Origin of the sequence: Shewanella sp. KX20019 (genome assembly GCF_016757755.1) — a bacterium.
Taxonomy (GTDB): Bacteria; Pseudomonadota; Gammaproteobacteria; order Enterobacterales; family Shewanellaceae; genus Shewanella.
The window spans coordinates 832320-851763 of the sequence record NZ_CP068437.1; the positions used below are offsets into that span (position 1 = coordinate 832320).

Annotated in this window: 16 protein-coding genes and 1 riboswitch; of the genes, 12 read left to right on the forward strand and 4 right to left on the reverse strand. The window is 44.6% G+C overall.

Annotated elements, in window-relative coordinates; genetic code table 11:
• The first annotated feature begins 36 nt into the window (after positions 1-36).
• The 4 genes from JK628_RS03635 (at position 37) to JK628_RS03650 (ending at position 4821) form a co-directional block, all read left to right on the forward strand.
• Positions 37-927: a LysR family transcriptional regulator gene (locus JK628_RS03635; RefSeq protein ID WP_202287916.1), complete on the forward strand. Its 891-nt coding sequence runs from the start codon at positions 37-39 to the stop codon at positions 925-927.
• 151 nt (positions 928-1078) lie between these two features.
• Complete coding sequence (locus JK628_RS03640; protein ID WP_202287917.1) at positions 1079-2953, forward strand: alkyl sulfatase dimerization domain-containing protein; 1875 nt, start codon at positions 1079-1081, stop codon at positions 2951-2953.
• A 168-nt stretch (positions 2954-3121) separates the two neighbouring features.
• A complete protein-coding gene (locus JK628_RS03645) occupies positions 3122-3823 on the forward strand; it encodes a glutathione S-transferase family protein (protein ID WP_202287918.1) in 702 nt (233 codons plus the stop codon).
• A 224-nt stretch (positions 3824-4047) separates the two neighbouring features.
• The gene (locus JK628_RS03650; RefSeq protein ID WP_202287919.1) at positions 4048-4821 is read left to right on the forward strand and encodes a class I SAM-dependent methyltransferase; all 774 of its coding nucleotides are present in this window, start codon (positions 4048-4050) and stop codon (positions 4819-4821) included.
• Positions 4822-4896: 75 nt separating this feature from the next.
• On the opposite strand, the gene JK628_RS03655 is transcribed toward JK628_RS03650, so the two are convergent.
• Positions 4897-5502 (reverse strand): short chain dehydrogenase, encoded by a 606-nt coding sequence (locus JK628_RS03655; RefSeq protein WP_202287920.1) that lies wholly within the window; start codon positions 5500-5502, stop codon positions 4897-4899.
• Between the two features lie 174 nt (positions 5503-5676).
• On the opposite strand from JK628_RS03655, the gene JK628_RS03660 reads away from it, so the two are divergent.
• A complete protein-coding gene (locus JK628_RS03660; RefSeq protein ID WP_202287921.1) occupies positions 5677-6564 on the forward strand; it encodes a LysR family transcriptional regulator in 888 nt (295 codons plus the stop codon).
• Between the two features lie 38 nt (positions 6565-6602).
• Here JK628_RS03660 and JK628_RS03665 read toward each other — a convergent pair whose 3' ends face one another.
• The 3 genes from JK628_RS03665 to JK628_RS03675 all read right to left on the reverse strand — a co-directional run bounded on the left by JK628_RS03665 (position 6603) and on the right by JK628_RS03675 (position 9172).
• On the reverse strand, positions 6603-7373 hold the full coding sequence (locus JK628_RS03665) for a PepSY-associated TM helix domain-containing protein (protein ID WP_202287922.1): 771 nt from the start codon (positions 7371-7373) through the stop codon (positions 6603-6605).
• Complete coding sequence (locus JK628_RS03670; protein ID WP_202287923.1) at positions 7370-7903, reverse strand: FMN-binding protein; 534 nt, start codon at positions 7901-7903, stop codon at positions 7370-7372. The genes JK628_RS03665 and JK628_RS03670 overlap by 4 nt, the downstream gene beginning before the upstream one ends.
• Positions 7904-7993: 90 nt before the next feature.
• Positions 7994-9172: a porin gene (locus tag JK628_RS03675; RefSeq protein ID WP_202287924.1), complete on the reverse strand. Its 1179-nt coding sequence runs from the start codon at positions 9170-9172 to the stop codon at positions 7994-7996.
• A gap of 465 nt (positions 9173-9637) precedes the next feature.
• On the opposite strand from JK628_RS03675, the gene JK628_RS03680 reads away from it, so the two are divergent.
• The 7 genes from JK628_RS03680 to JK628_RS03710 all read left to right on the forward strand — a co-directional run bounded on the left by JK628_RS03680 (position 9638) and on the right by JK628_RS03710 (position 19319).
• Positions 9638-10345: a DUF3581 domain-containing protein gene (locus tag JK628_RS03680; RefSeq protein WP_202287925.1), complete on the forward strand. Its 708-nt coding sequence runs from the start codon at positions 9638-9640 to the stop codon at positions 10343-10345.
• 402 nt (positions 10346-10747) lie between these two features.
• Positions 10748-10879, forward strand: a riboswitch (glycine riboswitch).
• A 207-nt stretch (positions 10880-11086) separates the two neighbouring features.
• Positions 11087-12460 (forward strand): alanine/glycine:cation symporter family protein, encoded by a 1374-nt coding sequence (locus tag JK628_RS03685; RefSeq protein ID WP_202287926.1) that lies wholly within the window; start codon positions 11087-11089, stop codon positions 12458-12460.
• A 326-nt stretch (positions 12461-12786) separates the two neighbouring features.
• Entirely contained in the window at positions 12787-16461 is a 3675-nt protein-coding gene (locus JK628_RS03690; protein ID WP_202287927.1) for an ATP-binding protein, read from the forward strand.
• The gene (locus JK628_RS03695) at positions 16461-17114 is read left to right on the forward strand and encodes a condensin complex protein MksE (RefSeq protein WP_202287928.1); all 654 of its coding nucleotides are present in this window, start codon (positions 16461-16463) and stop codon (positions 17112-17114) included. The genes JK628_RS03690 and JK628_RS03695 overlap by 1 nt, the downstream gene beginning before the upstream one ends.
• Positions 17114-17260 carry a hypothetical protein gene (locus tag JK628_RS03700; RefSeq protein ID WP_202287929.1) on the forward strand — a complete coding sequence of 49 codons (147 nt, stop codon included), beginning with the start codon at positions 17114-17116 and terminating at the stop codon, positions 17258-17260. The genes JK628_RS03695 and JK628_RS03700 overlap by 1 nt, the downstream gene beginning before the upstream one ends.
• Positions 17257-18477 carry a phosphoenolpyruvate carboxylase gene (locus JK628_RS03705; RefSeq protein ID WP_202287930.1) on the forward strand — a complete coding sequence of 407 codons (1221 nt, stop codon included), beginning with the start codon at positions 17257-17259 and terminating at the stop codon, positions 18475-18477. The genes JK628_RS03700 and JK628_RS03705 overlap by 4 nt, the downstream gene beginning before the upstream one ends.
• Positions 18465-19319 (forward strand): DUF7281 domain-containing protein, encoded by an 855-nt coding sequence (locus JK628_RS03710; RefSeq protein ID WP_202287931.1) that lies wholly within the window; start codon positions 18465-18467, stop codon positions 19317-19319. The genes JK628_RS03705 and JK628_RS03710 overlap by 13 nt, the downstream gene beginning before the upstream one ends.
• The last annotated feature ends 125 nt before the right edge of the window (positions 19320-19444 follow it).

Here is a 19444-nt window from a genome sequence, read left to right on the forward strand (position 1 = left end):
AATAGATTGCGTTTAGCTGCAAAGAGAGAGGTGAAGATGGATCTTAATTTGTTGAAAACTTTTGATGCTGTGATGAAATCACAAAGCGTAAATATCGCCGCAGAATCTCTAGGGATTACAGCTCCAGCAGTAAGCCAGGCATTGAATCGATTGCGGGAACAGTATAACGAGCCACTTTTTATCCGTGAAGGGAGAGGGATCTGTCCTACTAACTTTGCTATTGAGCTGCATGCTGAGATCCAAGAGCCATTGGGATTGCTGGTTAATGGTGCGAAATCACGATATCACTTTGATGCCTTGGTGAGTAACCGAACCTTTAGGATCTCTAGCCATAAAGATCTCGATATTATGATATTACCTGCATTAACTAAGTTCCGTGCTGAAAGAGCACCGAATGTAACTATTATTGCTGATATCGAACATAACGACGAAGCCTCGAGGCAGAATGACTTGAGACGGCGTAAAGTCGATATTATGTTGTCTACAGTGCCGTTGGAGGAGCATGGGTACCAAAACAAAAAGTTGTTTGAACAAGAGTTAGTCGTTGCTGTGAGTGCTAAGCACCCACGTATTCAAGGTGAGATTAGTGAACAAGCATTTTTGAGTGAAAGCCATGTCCTGTGGCAGACGCAAAGAATGAGCCATCACACGCTTAATTCCGTCTCCAATAAAGTAATCCCCGAGCGCAAAGCAGCTTATACAACAGGCTCAGCATTAACTGGCTTGCTGTTGGCAGCTGAAACAGATTGGCTATGTGTTAGCTCTCGCTGGCATGCAAAACAGGCGTCAGGGGTACAAATACTGGAGATACCTTTTGCCACTCAACCCGTCCCCATCTATATGACATGGCACCTTTCTCAAGCAAAAGATAAGGGGCACCAATGGTTAAGAGAAGCACTCATTAGCAGCACGGAACACTTCAATTAAGTAAATATATTTAATAGTTGGCCGCGAAAACAGTTAAGCAAATCTTAATCCATATTTAAGTTTAGCTCTATCGATTCATGTTCGTTGGCAAATTATCATCTCTCTCATCAACGGACAAAATAGTTGAGTCCGTCACTTTGAGAGTATTACTATGAATAACCCTAACTTAATCGCGACATCAATTTGTGCAGTACTGTTAACATCTTCTGTGACAACGGCCTTTGCTACTGAGGCCAATCTGGTTCGTAGCAGTGACCCCTCCTTTTTCACCAATGCAACAGTGCAAAGTCACTTGGCTAAAGTGGTTTGGCAAGACGAAGCGAATAATAAAGCGTACACAGAAAGCTCAGAAATGATCCCGTTAGCAATGACTGAATTTGCTAAGCAAATGGCACCTAAAATACAAGAGATAGCGGCGGGAAAACTCTACTCAATTTCCGGTTTTCAGTTGGCCTCTACACTCGTCGCCATTGGTGATGATGGTTTGATCATTGTTGATCCAGGTGAAAATGATACGGCGGCCAAAGCTTCTATGGAAGCGTTCAGTCAGTTCTCCACACTACCTGTTAAAGCTGTGGTTTATACTCATCGTCATCCTGATCATGCATTTGGTTCTGCAGGATGGGGAGTGACAGAGGAGCAGGTGAAATCGGGTGAGGTGAAAATTATTGCTTCAGATAACTTTATCCCTAATTTGGTCAGCGATGTCGGCGTGACAGGATCCATTCTGACTCAGCGTACTGCTTATGCCAGTGTCTATTTACCAAAAGCGCCAGCGGGACGCCCTGCACAGTTCGGTTTAGGTCCAACTTTTACGGCGGGTCCAGTGTCATTCTTTATGCCCAATGTACTTGTGAGTAATGATCAACCGCTGAAAATTACTGTCTCGGGTATTGAAATGGAGGTGTTCGGTGCATACGGTGATGCGGGTGATGATGAAATTGACATCTATTTCCCACAATTTAAACATGTTCATGGCAGTGAAACGATCCAAGGCGAGACATTTCCGAACCTATATACGCTTCGCGGTACTAAGTATAGGGATGTACAGAAATGGTACGAAGGTATCGACCATCTCTTGAAGTACTCAGAGAAAGCAAATACATATAGTGGTTCTCACATGCGAGCTTGGGTTGGCCATGACTTCATTAATCAGCGAATTACTAACTACCGCGATGCGATTCAATATGTGCATGACCAGTCTGTTTACTACATAAATCGTGGCATTAAGCGTGATGAATTGGCCGAAAAAGTGATCTTGCCGGATAACTTAGCTAACGACCCTTGGTTGGGTGAGTATTACGGTACCGTTGCTCACTCTGTGCGTAATATTTATAACGGTTACTTGGGCTGGTGGGAAGGGGATGCAACTAAGCTTGCAAGGCCTGCGGTAAAAGAGATGGCTCAAGACTATGTCGACGCCATGGGTGGTGAAGAGAATGTTATTAAGATGGCACAAAAAGCTGTCGATACTAAAAACTATGGTTGGGCGGCAGAGATTTTAACTCATGTGAATAATATCGATCCTGCCAATATGGATGCCCGAGACTTAAAAGCTGAAGCACTACGTGAATGGGGTTATCAGCAGACCAATATTTATTGGAGGGCGTTTGCTGTATCTAATGCCGGAGAGCTTGATGGCACTTTAGATCGCTCTGTTGCTTGGGACTTTGCTAATCCTGCCATTGTAAAGGTACTGCCAACAGTTAAGATTTTGGAAACTCAGCGTGTAAACCTTAATGCTGAGCGAGCTAAAGGCCAACAATTATCGATTAATATTAAGGTGTCAGACACTGGTGAGGTGGCAAACTATACCGTTCGAAATGAAATTGCCGTCTTCTCTTTAGAGCAGGATCCAAATGCGGATGCAACCTTGACTGCAAAGAAACTCGATATGTTGGGTTACTTTAGTACCGGTGATGCTAGCAAGGCTGTGGTGGTGGGTGATCATCAGTCAGTTGAAACTTTCTTCAGCTTATTTGACCATAACAAGGCAAATGATATAAACCTTGTTTTACCTAACTAGTTAGCATTTGTTTAAGCTGCTAAGCAGCTGTTAATTCAGCTGCTTTTTTATTGTCAGTCAAATGGCTTATCAATTTATCTATTCATTTGCCGACTCAATTTCGTCTTTTTTAATAGTATTTCGTCTTATGAGTGTAATTGAAAAACAATTAACTTATTCGGAGTCAAAATGATCAAACTGATTAGCTTTAAAAACTGCCCATTCGTTCAACGTGTTATGGGAGCGCTTGTAACCAAGAATATCCCGTTTGAAATTGAATATATTGAACTTAGTAATAAACCGCAGTGGTTTTTAGATATTTCGCCTAACGGTCAAGTGCCAGTATTGGTTACTGAAGATAAGACGGTGTTATTTGAGTCTGATGCGATAGTTGAATACTTGGACGACAAATACCTACCTATTGAACAGCTTGCAGCAGAGCAGAAAGCACTTGATCGCGCTTGGTCTTATCAAGCGAGTAAGCATTACATGGCTCAGTGCGGCACTATGGGGAGTAAAGACAAAGAGACGTTTGAGACTCGCTTAGCAAACCTTGCTAAATCGTTTGCGAAGGCCGAAGCTAAATTAGGCGACACTCGTTTCTTTAAAGGCGACAGTATCTCTAATGTTGATATTGCTTGGTTACCCTTGTTGCATCGTGCAGCAGTGATCAAAAACTGCACTGGCTTTGATATGCTCGATGGTTTTCCTAAAGTGCAAAAGTGGCAGACTACATTGATTGAGTCGGGATTAACGGAGAAAACAGTACCTAATGATTTTGTTAACACATTCAGTCACTTTTACTTAAAGAATACGTATCTTGCTAGTTTGGTTGATAGTGCTGCCGTTAATGGTGAAACAAGCTGCTGTGAAACTGCTTGCTGTGGCTAGTCGGCGATGGCGCAATAGTGCTTAGCTATCCTTAAATTTAGTGACTAGAGTGAGGCTTAGTGCATAAGCCTATTCAAAATTCTGTACATATAGCCCTGTATATACCTATTTACAGGGCTTTCTTATGCTGCATCGCCATTCCGCTGAATGGTCGCAGGAGCTTGTGTTGCTTGGATAATTGCTTCAGCATGTATTTATAACCTGAAAGAATTAGGCAGCTGAGATTGGATCTGTTAGAGGAGTACGAAAGACAGCAAACCTGGCGAGAATGGCCACAATATTTGCAGTATATTCCTGTTTCAAAGGGGGATACCGTTGTCGATCTAGGCTGCTCTGTCGGAGATGTTTCTGCTCTGTTTTCTACGCGGGTTAAGCGGGTTATTGGCATCGATCAGGATCAGGATTTTATTAACTACTGCCGGAAGAACAAAACCTCTAACCAAGTCTTTGTTCATAGCCGTTTTGAAACGATTAACTATGACTCGTTAGGTGAGGTGAACGGTGTATGGGCAAGCTTTTCGATATCCTACTTGGCAGATCCACTCAGTTTTTTACGTCAACTGCATAGGGTAATACAGCCCGGTGGTTGGATAGCCCTATTGGACGTTGCCTGTTTTATCTCTGCTAATCTCAGCGTAAACAGCGCCTATTTTGATAAGGTGAGTTTGTTTGAGCTGGAGTCAGCGAAAAATGGCGGTTATGACTTCAATTTTGGCAGTAAAATAGAACAAATACTGCAGCAAGCTGGATTTGAAATTGTCTATGTTGATAATGATATTACTGATCTCGAACTTAATTTTTCAGGTACTGCGCGTAAGGATGTTGTTCAAGGTTGGTCTGCAAGGCTTGCTCGCATGCAAAAGTTAAGTGAGTTGCTTGGCGACAGTTACTCGAGTTTTTGCGCTGAATTGCTCGATAATCTGCAATCGTCACATCATCAACAGCGTGGCTGCGTGAAGTTTGTTGTTGCTAAGAAAAGCAGTCTGCTTCAGCGATAATTTATACGATGGAGCAGATAGAAGCACAGTAAATGGTATTCACTGTGCTTTTAAAATGCAGATAATTAACTTAGTTTAAGCGTCGACGAAAATCACTTCACCAGTAATGAAGCCATCGACTGAACGCTCAAAGGCCTTACCTACCAATGCACTTGGAACAGGCTCAAATCCTGGCATCATTTCGCCATATACGTCCCACGCTTCGGCCAGTACGGTTGGATTGATGACATTTATACGTTGCCCCCTTGGCATTTCATAGGCAACACATTTGGCAAAGGTATCGATAGCGCCGCTGGTGGTTGCATCTGCAATGGCATAGGGAATAGGTTTTACATTCAAGATGCCACTGATAAGGGTAAATGAGCCAGCATCGGCAATATACTCTTGACCAATACGCACCAAGTTGATTTGGCCCATCATCTTACTCATTACAGTACTCATCCACTGCGCTTCAGTCATCTCAGTGAAGTTGGCATATTCACAGACACCAACCGTGTTTACTACAGCGTCGAAGTGGCCGACGTTTTCGTACAGAGCCCTAATGGATTGTTCGTTGGTGATATCAACAATATGGTCCACATCGCCAGAACGCCCCGCGGTAATGACCTTGTGATTGCCTAATCCTGTTAATGCCGCCTGTCCCATTTTACCTAATGCACCAATTAAAATTACTGTCTTCATTTTGTACTCCAATCATTCACTTTGTTTCGATGCCGAGATAATAGAGGACTCACTTAACAAATAGAAACAAAGCTTATTTGTTAGTGATACAAGTTTTTATTGTTTAATTCGGGTCTAGAGTCGGCAGTTGTGTTAGCTTGATAGTGGCAAATAGATAAATGAGGGCAGTGAGTTTTGAGTAAACTAGATCGATTAGATATTAAACAGCTACGGGTGTTTCAGGCACTGATCCGCGAACAGAATGCATCTAAAGCGGCTAGCGAACTTGGAATGACCCAGCAGGCGGTGAGTGAACACCTGAAAAAATTACGTGATGTATTTGATGATCGCTTGTTTCTTCGCAAAACCAATGGATTTGTGCCGACGCCATTTGCAGAGCAGCTATCCATCGGCGTCGATAAGCTGTTAAATGATTTTAAAGCGCTGTTAGCGCCTAGCAGTTTTGACCCTAAAACCATTAGCGGCACCTTTGTTATCGCAGCCACCGATTATGCTCAACAGGTGGTATTACCTGAATTGATTGCAAAGTTGAGACAGCAGGCACCACACTTGAAGCTGATTGTCAGAGACTTCGAAATCGATAAGCTGCACGATCTCATGCAAAGCGGCAAAGTGAACTTAGCGATCGCTTTTCCTGATTACATTCCTGACAGCTACCCGATAGTCAAACTGTTTGAAGAGCACCATGTTTGCGTGGCTTCTCCAAACGCCTCGATAGCGCAATCTAACCCTTCACTGGCGGACGTGGCTAACTACCCGAGTATTATTGCTTCGCCATCTAGACCCAATTTTAAAGGTTCGATTGATGATTGGTTTAAGCAGTTTGGCTTAAGTCGGAATATCGTGGTCTCAGCGCCCTGCTTTTCAATCGTCCCCATGTATCTGGAGACCACTGATTCAATCGCATTTTTGCCATCGAGAGCGATTAAAGACTTGAATTTGATAGAGATAGCGCTAGAGCAGGCACCTGATAAATTTGATGTTATTGCGGCTTGGCACCCTCGTTATAACGAAGATGCGCTGCAAAAATGGGTGGTCTCTTTATTAGAAGAGAGTGATTGAAGCAGGTTAGTGATTAAAGTCGACTTAGCGAAAGCTAATTATTTTTTACGACGTTTCACTTTAACGGGTTTCTGCTGCAGCCAAATATAGCAACCCGTTAATGACATAATGATCAGTGCGAGTGCAACAAGATCCATTAGCCATGGCCCTAAACTGCCAAAGAAGCGACCGCTATGCATATCAAGTAATACTCGTTCCCAGTGCAGGCGACTGGCACGGATCTGTAGCGTGACTTCACTGCTATCACTATTTTCTAATGCCTTAACCCAAGGGATTATTGCCAAAGGTTGAGCTTGAGACCATTCAATAAGATCGCTATCTGCGACAAATAATCCAGATTGCGTTTTTAGCCATAGATTATCTTGTAATCCAAGTGCCTGAATATGAGAGGGCAGGCCTGTAGCACTGCCTTGAGTTTCCAGTAGCTCACCTTGCTGCGACAGCAGATAGAGGTGGCTGTTATCGACTGCAACAATCATCTCATTGTAGCGAATAACCGCTAACACAGGGGCATTTGCTTCTAATATTAACTTATCATCAAGCCAGACTTGGTTGCTGGCACTAATGAGTTGCTGTGGACTTTGCTGATAAAGGTGAACGTCTTTTGGCGCTTTTATACCGTAGTAATCGAGCAGCCAGCTTTGTTTTACTGGGGCAGTATCGAGTGAAAGCTGATTGCTGTGGTTAATCAGTACGCCCGAAACGGCCATGAAAATGACCAATAGGGTTGAGAAAATACCTATTCTGCGGTGCCAAGGGCGTAATTGTCGTAACAGTTTTACTCTGAGGCTAGGATGTTTGCGGGTCATTGTTCATCTTTTCTAATCACATAGTCGTCTAGGTACAGGGCTATTCGAGATAACTTGGTTAACGCTCGAACCGATAATGTCGCACCTGTTATGCCATCGATATGTGTATCGAGTTGTAAGTCTTGCTTGAGTTTGGCTGATTTAAACTGATCAGTAAAGAAGTCATGCCTTACTTCATCGCCGCGACTTTCTCGATATACCAGCACTTTAGTCTGGGCTATTGCGCTGTCTCTTACATGAACGGCAACGGTAATAGGCGACTCTTTGCCTATTTCATCCATAATCCATACGCTTTCATTGGCCTGTTGCCAATAGCGTAGACGCATCTTTTTATAGCTGTGGGAGAGGATAGATTCAATGGTTTGTTGTGCGGTATCGTCAATCCAGAATACTTTCGCTTTAGGCACTTCGGCATTAAAGGCTTGGCTTATAAACTCTTCTGGTGATTGGTAGGTCCCTCTAGCGTTTACTGCAGCGCTCATCAGTGAGCAACTTAATAAGACAGATAATACAACGAGAGGTAGTTTCATATTGAACGAGCTCGTGTAATGGAAAATGAATGAGTGCTCAATATTGAGCACTCATTGGTGTAACAACTGAGCTGCTGAGTTTAGTTCAAATTAGAACTGGTACCCAACACCTAGGTTGAAACCGTCAGAATCTTTAGCACCGCCAACTTTTTCATAGTCAGCTTTAAATACTACGTTTTCGTGCAACCAGTAGTTAATACCTACGTTAGTTTGCTCTATTTTAGTGTCATCGCTGTTACCTGCATTGTTGTCGTACTCGTTGTAACGAGCAAACACACCAAAGCTGTCGTTGAACTTATATGATGGCTCAATGTACCAACCATTTTGCTCATCACGACCTAATGCTTCAGCTTCTTTACCATCGATATCCCACTGTGCATAAAGTGCTTTAACAGTGAAACCTTGGATAGAATAGATAGCGTGCGCAGAAAGCAATGTTGCAGATGCTGTGTCAACGCCGCCCGCACTTTGGGTCAAATCTGCTTGATATTGTGCAGTAGCCGCAAGTTCAAGGCCAGGTACGGCAGTGTATTTTACACGTGCTGTGTAGGCTAAATCTGAAGCGTCAGCTTTAGCTACTTTTTGACGCCCGCCGCGAATGCTATAAGTTTCATCAACTTTAAGACCTGAAGTGATTGCACCGTCAAATGCTAGACCTGGAGCAGCTTTAAGGTTAAGTGCTGCACCCGCTTCCCACCAAGTGGCTGGTAAGATGTTTTTCTCAACAGGGTTACGCTCAACACCGTAAAATGCTGGTGGCTCATGAGTTTCGTTAATGATACCAACTGGCATTAAGAATAGACCCGCCTTACCAGTGAACATGTCGTTAAAGTCGTGCTCAATGTAAGCCTGCTCTAACTCTACTTCACCTGGCTTATCATCACCTGATAGCGCATGTTCAATTTCTAGCTCTGAGAAGAAACGCGTGTTTTCAGTGAACTCATGACCTACAAACAAGACGAAGCGATGAAAGTCGATGGCTTTCTTGTCTTTGCCAGACTTGTTGTCAGTAATGTTGTTGTAGTGAAGCTCACCGTAGCCACCTATAGTGGTCGCACTTTTGCTTTCGCTAACAGATTCTTCAACGACATCGGCTGTTTTTTCAACACGCTTTTCGGTTTCATCAAGACGCTGTTCAAGATCTTGTAAGACCTTTTGCTGCTGCTCAATAATCTTACGTAGCTCAGCTGTTTCATCTGAAGCATAAGCCCCTTGAGCCGCAAACATGCTAACTAGCGCAGTAGCAAGTAAGGTTTTTTTCATCATCATTCTGTCCCTTTGTTAGATCGGGTTATAAAATTTGTGAGGATTCTACCAATTGAGTAACATAATGCAAATTATTCTCATTTAAATTATGATTTAGATCAAGGTTTGTAAAGTTTTTGTATCAAGGGATTTAACCTTTTATTTTGCATGGTTACCATTACGCTTGTTAAATCAGTAGTTTAGATGGTAACTTCTCTTGGGGTTAAATTGATACATTTCTCTTTACAATGACGATTACTTCGTACGTTTTGGTCACATTGGCATGAAAATAGGTACGGTTAACGCGCTGGAGATGTAAATTGACTTAGAACGAGTCATTCCAAATGAGTTTTTTTAGTTATATAAAACCATTTCATGTTGGCTATAAAGCATTAAACAAGCTGTGAGGAAGTCATCGGGTGAGTCAAAAATCAATCATGGTATACAATGCAGCGCTACTTTGAACGCTAATAAGATTGTTGAGTGATTATGTTTCTAAGTTCTTTCTTTAAAAAAGCAAACCAGTCTATTTTAATCGCGCCTGAACAGGCGAGTGAGTTTGCTAAAAGCGTTGCACAAGATTTCAACCCAATCCATGACGTTGCCGCCAAGCGCTTTTGTGTGCCTGGCGATCTGCTTTTCTCTCTGGTTTTGAATGAATACGGTCTCAGCCAGAAAATGACCTTTAATTTTGCGGGCATGGTTGGTGAAGGCGTCCAGTTACAGTTTCCTGTTGCTGTAGATGAAGATTTCGATATTAGAGATGACAAAGACAAATGCTATTTAAACGTCCACCGCAGCGGAGATGTAAGGCACTGTGACGTGCAAATTGAATCGTTTATTCGTAAATATGTCGCATTTTCTGGTCTTAATTTTATGCATATTTTGGTGCCGATGATGAAACAGCACCAGATGATGATCAACCCTGCACGGCCATTGGTTATTTACGAAAGCATGTCTTTTGATCTGACCACACTCGACTTTACTGAAGTTGAGCTCACGTTAGTGAAGGAAGATATACAGATCCAAGGTAAGCGTGGCGATGTAACATTAACATTTGAACTGCATAGCGGTGAGACATTAGTGGGTACTGGCATTAAAACATTAGTGATGAGTGGTCTACGTCCATACGTAGATGACCAAGCACAGCAGATGTTTGATCGGTACGAAGAGCGTCGCATTAGCTACAGTGCTTAAGCATTACTTCTATCACGTTTAGAAGGGATCTCATGTTTTAGGGCACTGTATTAAGATAGCCTTGGTATTAAAACCGATTAATCGCACTGGTGATTAGTCGGTTTTTTATTTTAGAGTGCTGATTAAATCAGCAGCCAATCTATTGCGAGCTTTTTAGTGATTAAAGTGTGAGTTAGTTCACTTGAGGCTGGCGGTTAGATAACGCATTCTGTCTAACCCTAGTGATCGTGTGTAGATACGATTACTAGTGGATCCGTTCGGATGAAGGTAGCAGGAGAGTAGGGAGTAACCCTACACCGACGAGGCAACTTTTTTCGAGCCCTATTTCACTATATTAACTTATAGCGTAGTGCTCAGATTAAGGACTCTTTCAGGTGCCACATTGTGGTGAGGACTGTTACTGGACGAGCCTCTGGAGAGACTGTGAGCAGATAAGCGTTCGAAGCTTTATTTGCCACACAGCGCCGAAGGCGAAAGTGTTAACCGCTTTTTAGTTAACGCGAAACGCTCAGGCAAAAGGACAGAGGAGAGGATGACTGTGTTAGCTATCTATAGCCAAATATTAGTCTCTGTCGTTTGCTGCTGCGCCTTTTCTGCCTTTCATTGGGTTGGATAAACTGCTCACTGCGATCAACAGTGACTAACCCCAGCCATCTCTTTTCCTCCTCCGATTATTAATAACTCCTATTTTTAAGCCGTTTGGCAATAGCGAGTTTTGTTGTTTAATATTCGAGGATTACCATGAATTACCACGCACTTTTAGCCGATATCAACGCCATTGTTTGGGGTCCCGTGACCCTTTGCTTATTGGTCGGAACCGGCCTTTACCTGACTATCAGGCTTAAACTTATTCAAGTCTTTAAACTTCCGCTCGCCCTCAGTCTGCTGTTTAAACCAGCGACAGGCAAAGGCGATTTAAGCTCTTTTGCCGCGCTTTGTACTGCGCTATCGGCAACCATAGGTACCGGTAACATTGTTGGAGTTGCCACCGCGATTAAGATTGGTGGCCCAGGGGCGCTTTTCTGGATGTGGTTGGCGGCCTTTTTTGGTATGGCAACTAAATATGCCGAGTGCATGTTGGCAGTGAAGTATCGCACCACCGATGCTCGTGGCAATATTGCGGGCGGCCCCATGTACTACATTGAGCGCGGACTTGGCCTTAAATGGCTGGCAAAGATTTTTGCCATATTTGGTGTTGGAGTGGCATTTTTTGGCATCGGCACCTTTGCACAGGTGAATGCAATTAGCGATGCAATGACCATCGCCTTTGATATTCCGCCATGGGTGACGGCTATTGTACTGACGTTGATGGTGGCGGCTGTAACATTAGGTGGAGTAAAGCGCATTGCCAATGTGGCACAAAAGCTGGTGCCTACCATGGCGTTAGGTTATGTGCTTGCCTGTATCTGGATTTTAGTCATGTTTGCCGAGCAAATTATGCCTGCGCTGCAATTAGTGGTTCATTCAGCCTTCACCCCTATATCAGCCGCTGGCGGTTTTTTAGGGGCTACAGTAGCGCAAGCATTGCAAATTGGTATTGCCCGGGGGGTATTCTCCAATGAATCCGGCTTGGGGAGTGCGCCAATAGCGGCTGCCGCCGCCAAAACTAATGAGCCTGTTGAACAGGGCATGGTTAGCATGACGGGTACATTCTTCGATACCATCTTAATCTGTACTATGACCGGATTGGTGTTGATCATCACCGGGGTGTGGAGTGGTGATACCGCAGGTGCTGCCATGACCAGCGCCGCATTCGCCGCCGGTGGTTCGGCGATTATTGGTCAATACGTGGTAACCATAGCGCTAGTTTGTTTTGCATTTACCACTATTTTGGGCTGGCATTATTACGGCGAGCGTTGCTGGTACTACTTAACTGGCCAGCGTCTGGGTGAAAAAGGTATTAGGCTATATCAACTGATCTTTTTAAGTTTGATTGCCGTTGGAGCCTTTATTCAGCTGGACCTGATCTGGATGTTGGCCGATACCGTTAACGGTTTAATGGCGATTCCAAACTTGATCGCGCTAATCGGTTTAAGGCATGTGATTATCGCTGAGACCAATAAGTACTTTGCTAAGCGCCGCGCCGCAGTGCTTGATGAGCTGCGTACGCAATAGCCCAAAGTTCAACTTTTCTACATTTTTGCAAGTTGTAAAGCCAACTAAGTCCCGTTCTGCGGGACTTTTGTTAAGGTGCCTCAATCGCTGATTGATTGAGCACCTTAACGATTAAAAATCGCGTATGATCCCGCTTATCATATTCAGTCACTAAACTCAGCAAAATAGCCGCCTAAGCATGATTGCCAAAAGCGCTGCTTTCCTTTAATTTAGTGGCATAAATTTAAATTTTTCACCTCTTTTATATGCGGGCTTGACCACTGTAGTCGCCTGTATTTGCTTGGTACTTTATCTTGTACTGGGTAGCGTTTGGATTAAGGAATGTAATGCCAAGCTTAAATCGCATCGTACTTATTGATACCCATCTGCCAGGCGTCGTCGAGCTTGCGCTTAATGGTCACACCAACATCTGCGGCACTAACGCATCAGGAAAAACCACGCTGCAGCGTTTAGTGCCGGTGTTCTATGGTGAGTATCCAAGTCGGGTCGTCCCGTCTACGCGTGATAGCTTTGAGCGTTGGTATTTGCCACACGAATCGAGCTTTATCATCTATGAATATATCAAGTCAGACGGGCTCGCATGTCAGGCTGTATTGGCATCGGCAGGTGATGGCAAAGGGGTTAATTATCGTTTTATTGCTAAATCTTTTGAGCTAGATGATTACGTCAAGACCCAGCATGGCGATAATATTCAGTGCTTTACCATGGCCGAACTCGGCCGCGAGATGAAGCGCGCAGGCGTTGCTGTCACCAACTTGCTCAACACTCGTGAGTTTAGGGCTATTATTCAGAACGACAGAGCGTTATTGAGCACCGGTAGTAACCGTACTGAACTGCGTCATTACGCACGTCAGTTCTCCTTGTGTGAGGCGGAGCATTCGTTACGCCATATTGAAAAGCTTGCTAAAGCGGTGCACTCGAAAGAGGGTAAGATGGAGACGATCAAATCGATGATTGCTGCCATCTTAGAGGAAGACGGTGTTAACCCACCTAGCTCACGCATTAATCCGCAGCATGTTGAATCCTGGATAAAGGAGAGCCAATTAATTCAGGGGTTTGAGATTATTCGACCTGAATTTGAAAAACTGGAACAGGAGTTTGACCAGCTGCTCAGTACTGAGCAGCGACTCGCCAGCCTGCGTCGCGGTTATAGTAAAGATGAAACAGACGAAGTTGAAAGGCAAGAGCATCACCAGGACCTGTCTAAAGCACTCAATGCTAAGTTACGAGAGTTGGATGAACAGTGGAAAGAGCAGCGTGATGAGCTTAACCTCGATCTGTCTGCCGCCAAAGGTGATGTGGCTAAGTGCGAACAAGAGCTCGATTCAATTGAAGATCAACACGCCTCTTTTCAAAATGCTGAAATCGAACAGGCTAAGCTCGATCTTGAGCAGCTACCAAGCTGGCGTGGCACGCTGGAAAACTTATCGGAACGGCATAAACTACAAACAGAAAAACACCAAGATATTGAAGCGGCTTATAACGCTCGCCGCAGTAAAATTGGCGAGGGGCTAAACCGTGAGCTAGAAAACTTGCATCAAGAGCAAGACAGCTTAAGAGAATCTCGTGATAAACAGCGAGAACAGGGCCGAACTGAGTTAGCTGCATTAGAGGGCCAATGGCGCGATGCAACCGATAAAGGGCAAGCCAAATTTAGCGAGCAAGCTTATCAATTGAAATTGTCAGCGGCAGAGCTAAAAGTTCGGGTTGATAATGTAACTTACTCGGCAGAGGAAAAGCTGGCTTTAACTGTGTTTGATGAGCGAATTACTCGTGCCGATGAAGATCAAGAAGCCTGCAATGCCAAGGTTGATCGTTTTTCCACTGAAGAGCGTAAGCTGCGCGCTAAACGTGATCAAGCCAATGAAAGCTTACGTGTAGCCGGTATTCGAGTCACTGAGCGTCAAAGCGAGCTTGAAGAACTGCAGCATATACTCTACCCGCAGTCACACACCTTGTTGGAATTTTTACGCAAAGAAGCTAACGGTTGGGAGAATACCCTCGGTAAGGTGATCAATTCCGATCTATTGCACCGTAGCGATCTGCACCCAGCCATTAGCGGTGAAAACTTAGAGGCTCTTTATGGCATCGCGTTAGATCTTAAAGCGATCGATGCACCCGAGTACGCAGCATCAGAGCAAGAGCTGCGGATAAAACTTGCTAACGCCGAAGAAGTGTTGGTAAGTGCTCAAGAGTTACAAACCGCAGCAGAAGGGCATCTTGTTGCCGTCAATGCTGAGCTCGATGCGATGACTCGCGAACTTACTTTTGCGCGCACTGCCTATAAGAATAGCCGCGATGACCTGCGTCGTTTGTTTGATGATAAACGTGCCGAACAAGAGAAAATTAATCTTGCGTTGAATGAACGTAAATCAGCTTCTCAAAAGCAGTTGGCGCGACTGGATACTGAGTTAAAGCAGTTAAAACAGCAGCAACAAGAGTGGTTAGAGCAGCAAAAAGAGCAAGCGCTAGAAGCACGTATGGAGAAAAATGCGTACTGGCAAGAGGTCGTTGGCGCGCTTGATAATCAATTAGGTCAGGTAAAAGCCAATATTCAAAATCGCCGTGAGCATGCTAAGAGTGAACAGAAAGCCTGTGAGCAGTGGTATAAAGATGAGCTTAAATCTCGCGGTATTGATGAAGCGAAAATTGTAGCGCTTAAAACCGAGATCCGCACCTTAGAATCTAATATCAGTAAAGCAGACCAACGCCGCAGTGAAGTGCTGCGCTATGACGATTGGTATCAGCATACCTGGCTGAAACGCAAACCTAAACTGCAAACTGAGCTCAGTACTGTTAAGCAAGCGACGTTAGGGTTAGAGCAGCAGCTTAAGTCAAAATCAAATGAGGTTAAGACCCAGCGTGGCGAGCTCGACACTGAGCGTAAGCGTTCTGATTCGGTCCAGGTTGAAGCCTCGGAGAATTTAACCAAGCTGCGCAGTGTGATGCGTAAGTTAGCTGAATTAAAACTGCCGGCCAATAACGAAGATGCCATGGGTGGCCTCAGTGAGCGCTTACGTCAAGGTGAAGAACAGCTATTAAAGCGTGACTCATTACTGGGCTCAGTGAAGCAATACGTAGAGCACTTTGACTCTGTTATCGCCAGTAAGTCTGGTTCTAGCTTGTCGGAAACATGGGAGCGAGCACGGGAAGAGTCGAGCTTTGTAAACGACAAAGGCATTCGGATTCTGGATTACCGTAAATTGGTACCGCAACTGGAGCAACTGCTCAATGTGATGGTGCCGCAATCTATGATGGCACTGCGAGAGCAAGGGCGTATTTTCGGTGTCGACCTAAGCGCATTCTACGATGTACTTGCCGACATTGACCGCCGTATTGCCACACAAAGCGCGCGCATCACTCGCGAAGTTGGCGAGGAACTGTTCCTCGATGGCGTCTCTGAGTCTGCGGTTAAGATCCGCTCGCGTATTAGCGAGCTTGAGTTTTGGCCTGAACTGGAAGCATTTGTTAAAGCGTTCCGTCAGTGGAAGGCCGATGGCTTTAGCGAGCTCCCTGGTGAGGATTACACCAACAGTATGCGTCGTGCTATCGACATTATTGGCCGCGCGGCATTATCGGGTGGGATCTCCAAGCTGCTTGAAATTGAACTGCGCCTTAAAGAGGGCAATAGCGACCTTATTATCCGTACCGATAGGCAGCTGAATGAATCATCGAGCCACGGTATGGCTTACCTCATTTTATGTAAGTTCTTGTTGGCGTTTACACGTCTTTTACGTGGCCGTGCCGAGGTGACGATTCATTGGCCTATTGATGAACTGGGTACCCTGCATCACGCTAACGTGAAGAAGATATTTGATGCCTGCGAAAACAACAATATTTCAGTGTTAGGCGCGTTCCCCAACCCCGAATCTGAAGTGCTTAGCTTGTTTGCTAATCGTTACATCATCAATAAACAGACTAAAAAATTGCAGGTTGTTAAACCACAAATTAACCCTATCGCCGAAAAGCTTAACAAGCGACGTACTCAGGAGGCCGTGTAATGAGCCAAGATACCGAGACCACCTTAGTGGGTACCAGTGCGCTAATTGAGCGTTTATTGAAAGGTCAGTTTATTTGCCGCACGACCGATGAAGATGGCTGGCGAGCGCTGAAAAATCCAGATACCTGCGAGCGAGTCGAGGCCTATTTAAATCAGATTAATCGCACCGTTGGATCGGCGGGTGAAGGTGAAGTTTTCTTTTGCGGTTATCAGCAGCTCGGTGATAACGAACGTAAAGTGATTTCGTCGCAGTTTAAAGATATCTGTAACTCGCTAATCCCACTGGTTGAATGGCTGGTGTTAGTACAAGAGGGCAGTAGCCAAGACGCTCCCTTGTCTGAAGGCGCTGCGGTGCGACTCACTGAATTACAAACTCGTATTGAAGACACCCCCGCGTTTCGGGAACAGCTAGCTAAAATTAGCCACTACCGTCTTTTTGGCTCAACCAGTAGCAATGTTGATGCCCAGATAAAATTGGTCTTTAAACGTTTAGTGGAGTTGGGGTACTTAACCAAGCCTAATGCGGAAAAGCAGATCTTTATCGCCACTGGTAAGCTGGATTATCTTTATGAGGTGATACGCTTTATCGATGAGACCGAAGGGTTGAGTTTAGAAGCTCAAGCCGAAACTGCGACCCAGAGAGATTTGGTTTGATGATGAATAGCATCCTATATCCAGTGGATAGAACATCAGCTCATTATCGTGATTTAGTTGTCATCGATGGGGTGTATGAGGTCGAAGGGCTGAGTTTAGAAGCACAAGCCGAAATCGCCACACAAAAGGGGTTTGGTTTACTATGAGCAGCAACATACACCAAGCAGGGGTAAAGCTGCTTAAACAGCTTGGCCGACATGCAGAACTGGTGATGGATGTTTATCTGTCAGGCTCAGTATCTGAAGATGAAACCAATGCCGCCGCCATAGAGAAACTGCGTAAAAGTGATATTTTGTGGCGCCCAGAAGCAGAGCAAGAGCTAAGGCTAAAGCGTTCAGTTCGTGCCTTGCTTGAAGAGGCGTTGAGCGATGAGCGTAATCGCCAGATTGATTCTAATGTGGGTAGTTCTCTTGCCAGCATTAAAACCTTAGCGGCTCACTATAAGGAAGCACGTCATAACATTGATTATGCCGCCTCTGAGGCGTATCTAGCTGACTTAAGTGAACATGTTTATAGCTTCGCCGATGGACTACGTTATTCGATTCGTGTGCTCTGGAGCCGCATCAATAACGAGTTTGGATATGTCGGTACTATTAATGCCAAAATTCGCGAGAATGAACTGGCACAGCAGCAGGTCACTGAGTTACTCAATGGCTTGGAGATGTTCCAGTTTAGCGAGTTGGGTGAGTTAGCTGGCGATATTCGCGAACTGAGAAAATTGCTGGTCACGACCCTGCAAGACACGTTGAGCGACTGCACTCAAGAACTCAGTGTGGTGCAGGGACGCTTGCTTGAGCTGTTAGGTCGCTTCCGTCAAATTCGTGGCCGTACGCGTCTGCTTAAAGGTTGGCTGTTGTATACTGACCTTCACCCTGACTATAGCCCGAGCGACCATGTTAGTCATAAACATGTACCGACGCTATTTAACTGTGCTGAAGCGCTACTGGCTCCAGCATCTGTCGATGTACATAGCACTTTATATGAGCCAGAGCTGTTTGAAATCGTCTCCAATATTAAGCGGATCGATAGGCTTAACGGCGGGCAAATCACCGCAGAGCAAGATATATCGGTATCCCTAAGCCAAGTTGAGGATTTCGATATTCCTGATAATCCACTCAAGTTAGCGGTTGATGCCTACTTTTGCGCGGTGATCGATTCGGGCAAGAGTCAGTCGGCATTAGAGTACCTTGATGAGCAAGCGCTGGGTTGGGATCGAGAAAGCTGGCTGTATCAAGTCATATGCGGTTATGAAGGGCTACCGGAAGAGCATCGGCAATATTTCGAACTTGAAGCAATAGGGGAGCCCGATCCTGTGTATAGCGGGAACTTCGTCATTCGCGATGTTGAGCTGTGGCTCGCTTAACTAAGATCCATGCAAATTTAATTCGCACTGTGCTGGAAAAGCGCAGTGCCAAGGTGCGCTTTAGCGGCAATTGGCAGAAAATCTATGCCGAGCTAGAGGTCGGCAGCCCTGATGAGTCAGAAAAGATTTTGTTGTTTAGCGTAGCGCAACGACATCAGCTTAATCAGATGTCTACAGCTTACTTTGGATGTGAATTATTAAAGACCTCTTTTGAGGGCACCCGCAGCGAGATTGCAAAGCACAATCGCTTTGAAAAGCTAGCGACTATCAGACCTGATGAGCAATACGTGCTTATTAAGCCTCAGCCTTTTTACCCTGAGATTGCTGTTGAGTGCGCTCTTAGAGTGCCGTTAGACAACATCATCAAGTTACTGCAGTCAGACGTTCAAACGATTACTCACATTGTTATTGTGGAAAACCTTGATGCATTCGATTCTTGGCATCAGTTCGTGGTTGGAGTAGCACTAAAGTACGCTTTAGTGGTGTACAGAGGTCACAATGGAGTGGCAAAAGGGTTAAATAGCTTGCTTGAACGTATACCTAGTGAAATTAACGTGGTTGCTTTTGTTGATATCGACCCCGCAGGCATTCAAATTGCGCTAACTATGCCGAAAGTCACTCTAATTTTGGCTCCTGAAATTCAAGCATTATCATCGATATTAACTACATCTAACTCAAGTGAAGACTATGATGTACAGCATAAGCAAGCCAAATATATGCAAAAGCATAAGGATGATTGGCAAGCACTGCAGCAGTTTATCATCGACGAACGAGTTAGTATTAAACAGCAACATCTGCTCGCTTTTAACCTTCCTCTGAGAGTTCATCCCAGAGATTGTTAAGGGTAAAGATTCGCCAGTTTCGGTTTAGATAACACTAGCTCTCGATATTATACGGTTTATTATTTTTACGTCGACTTCCTTTGTGGTTGAATCATCTAGCGATGATTGCTTTGCTAGGTGAATGC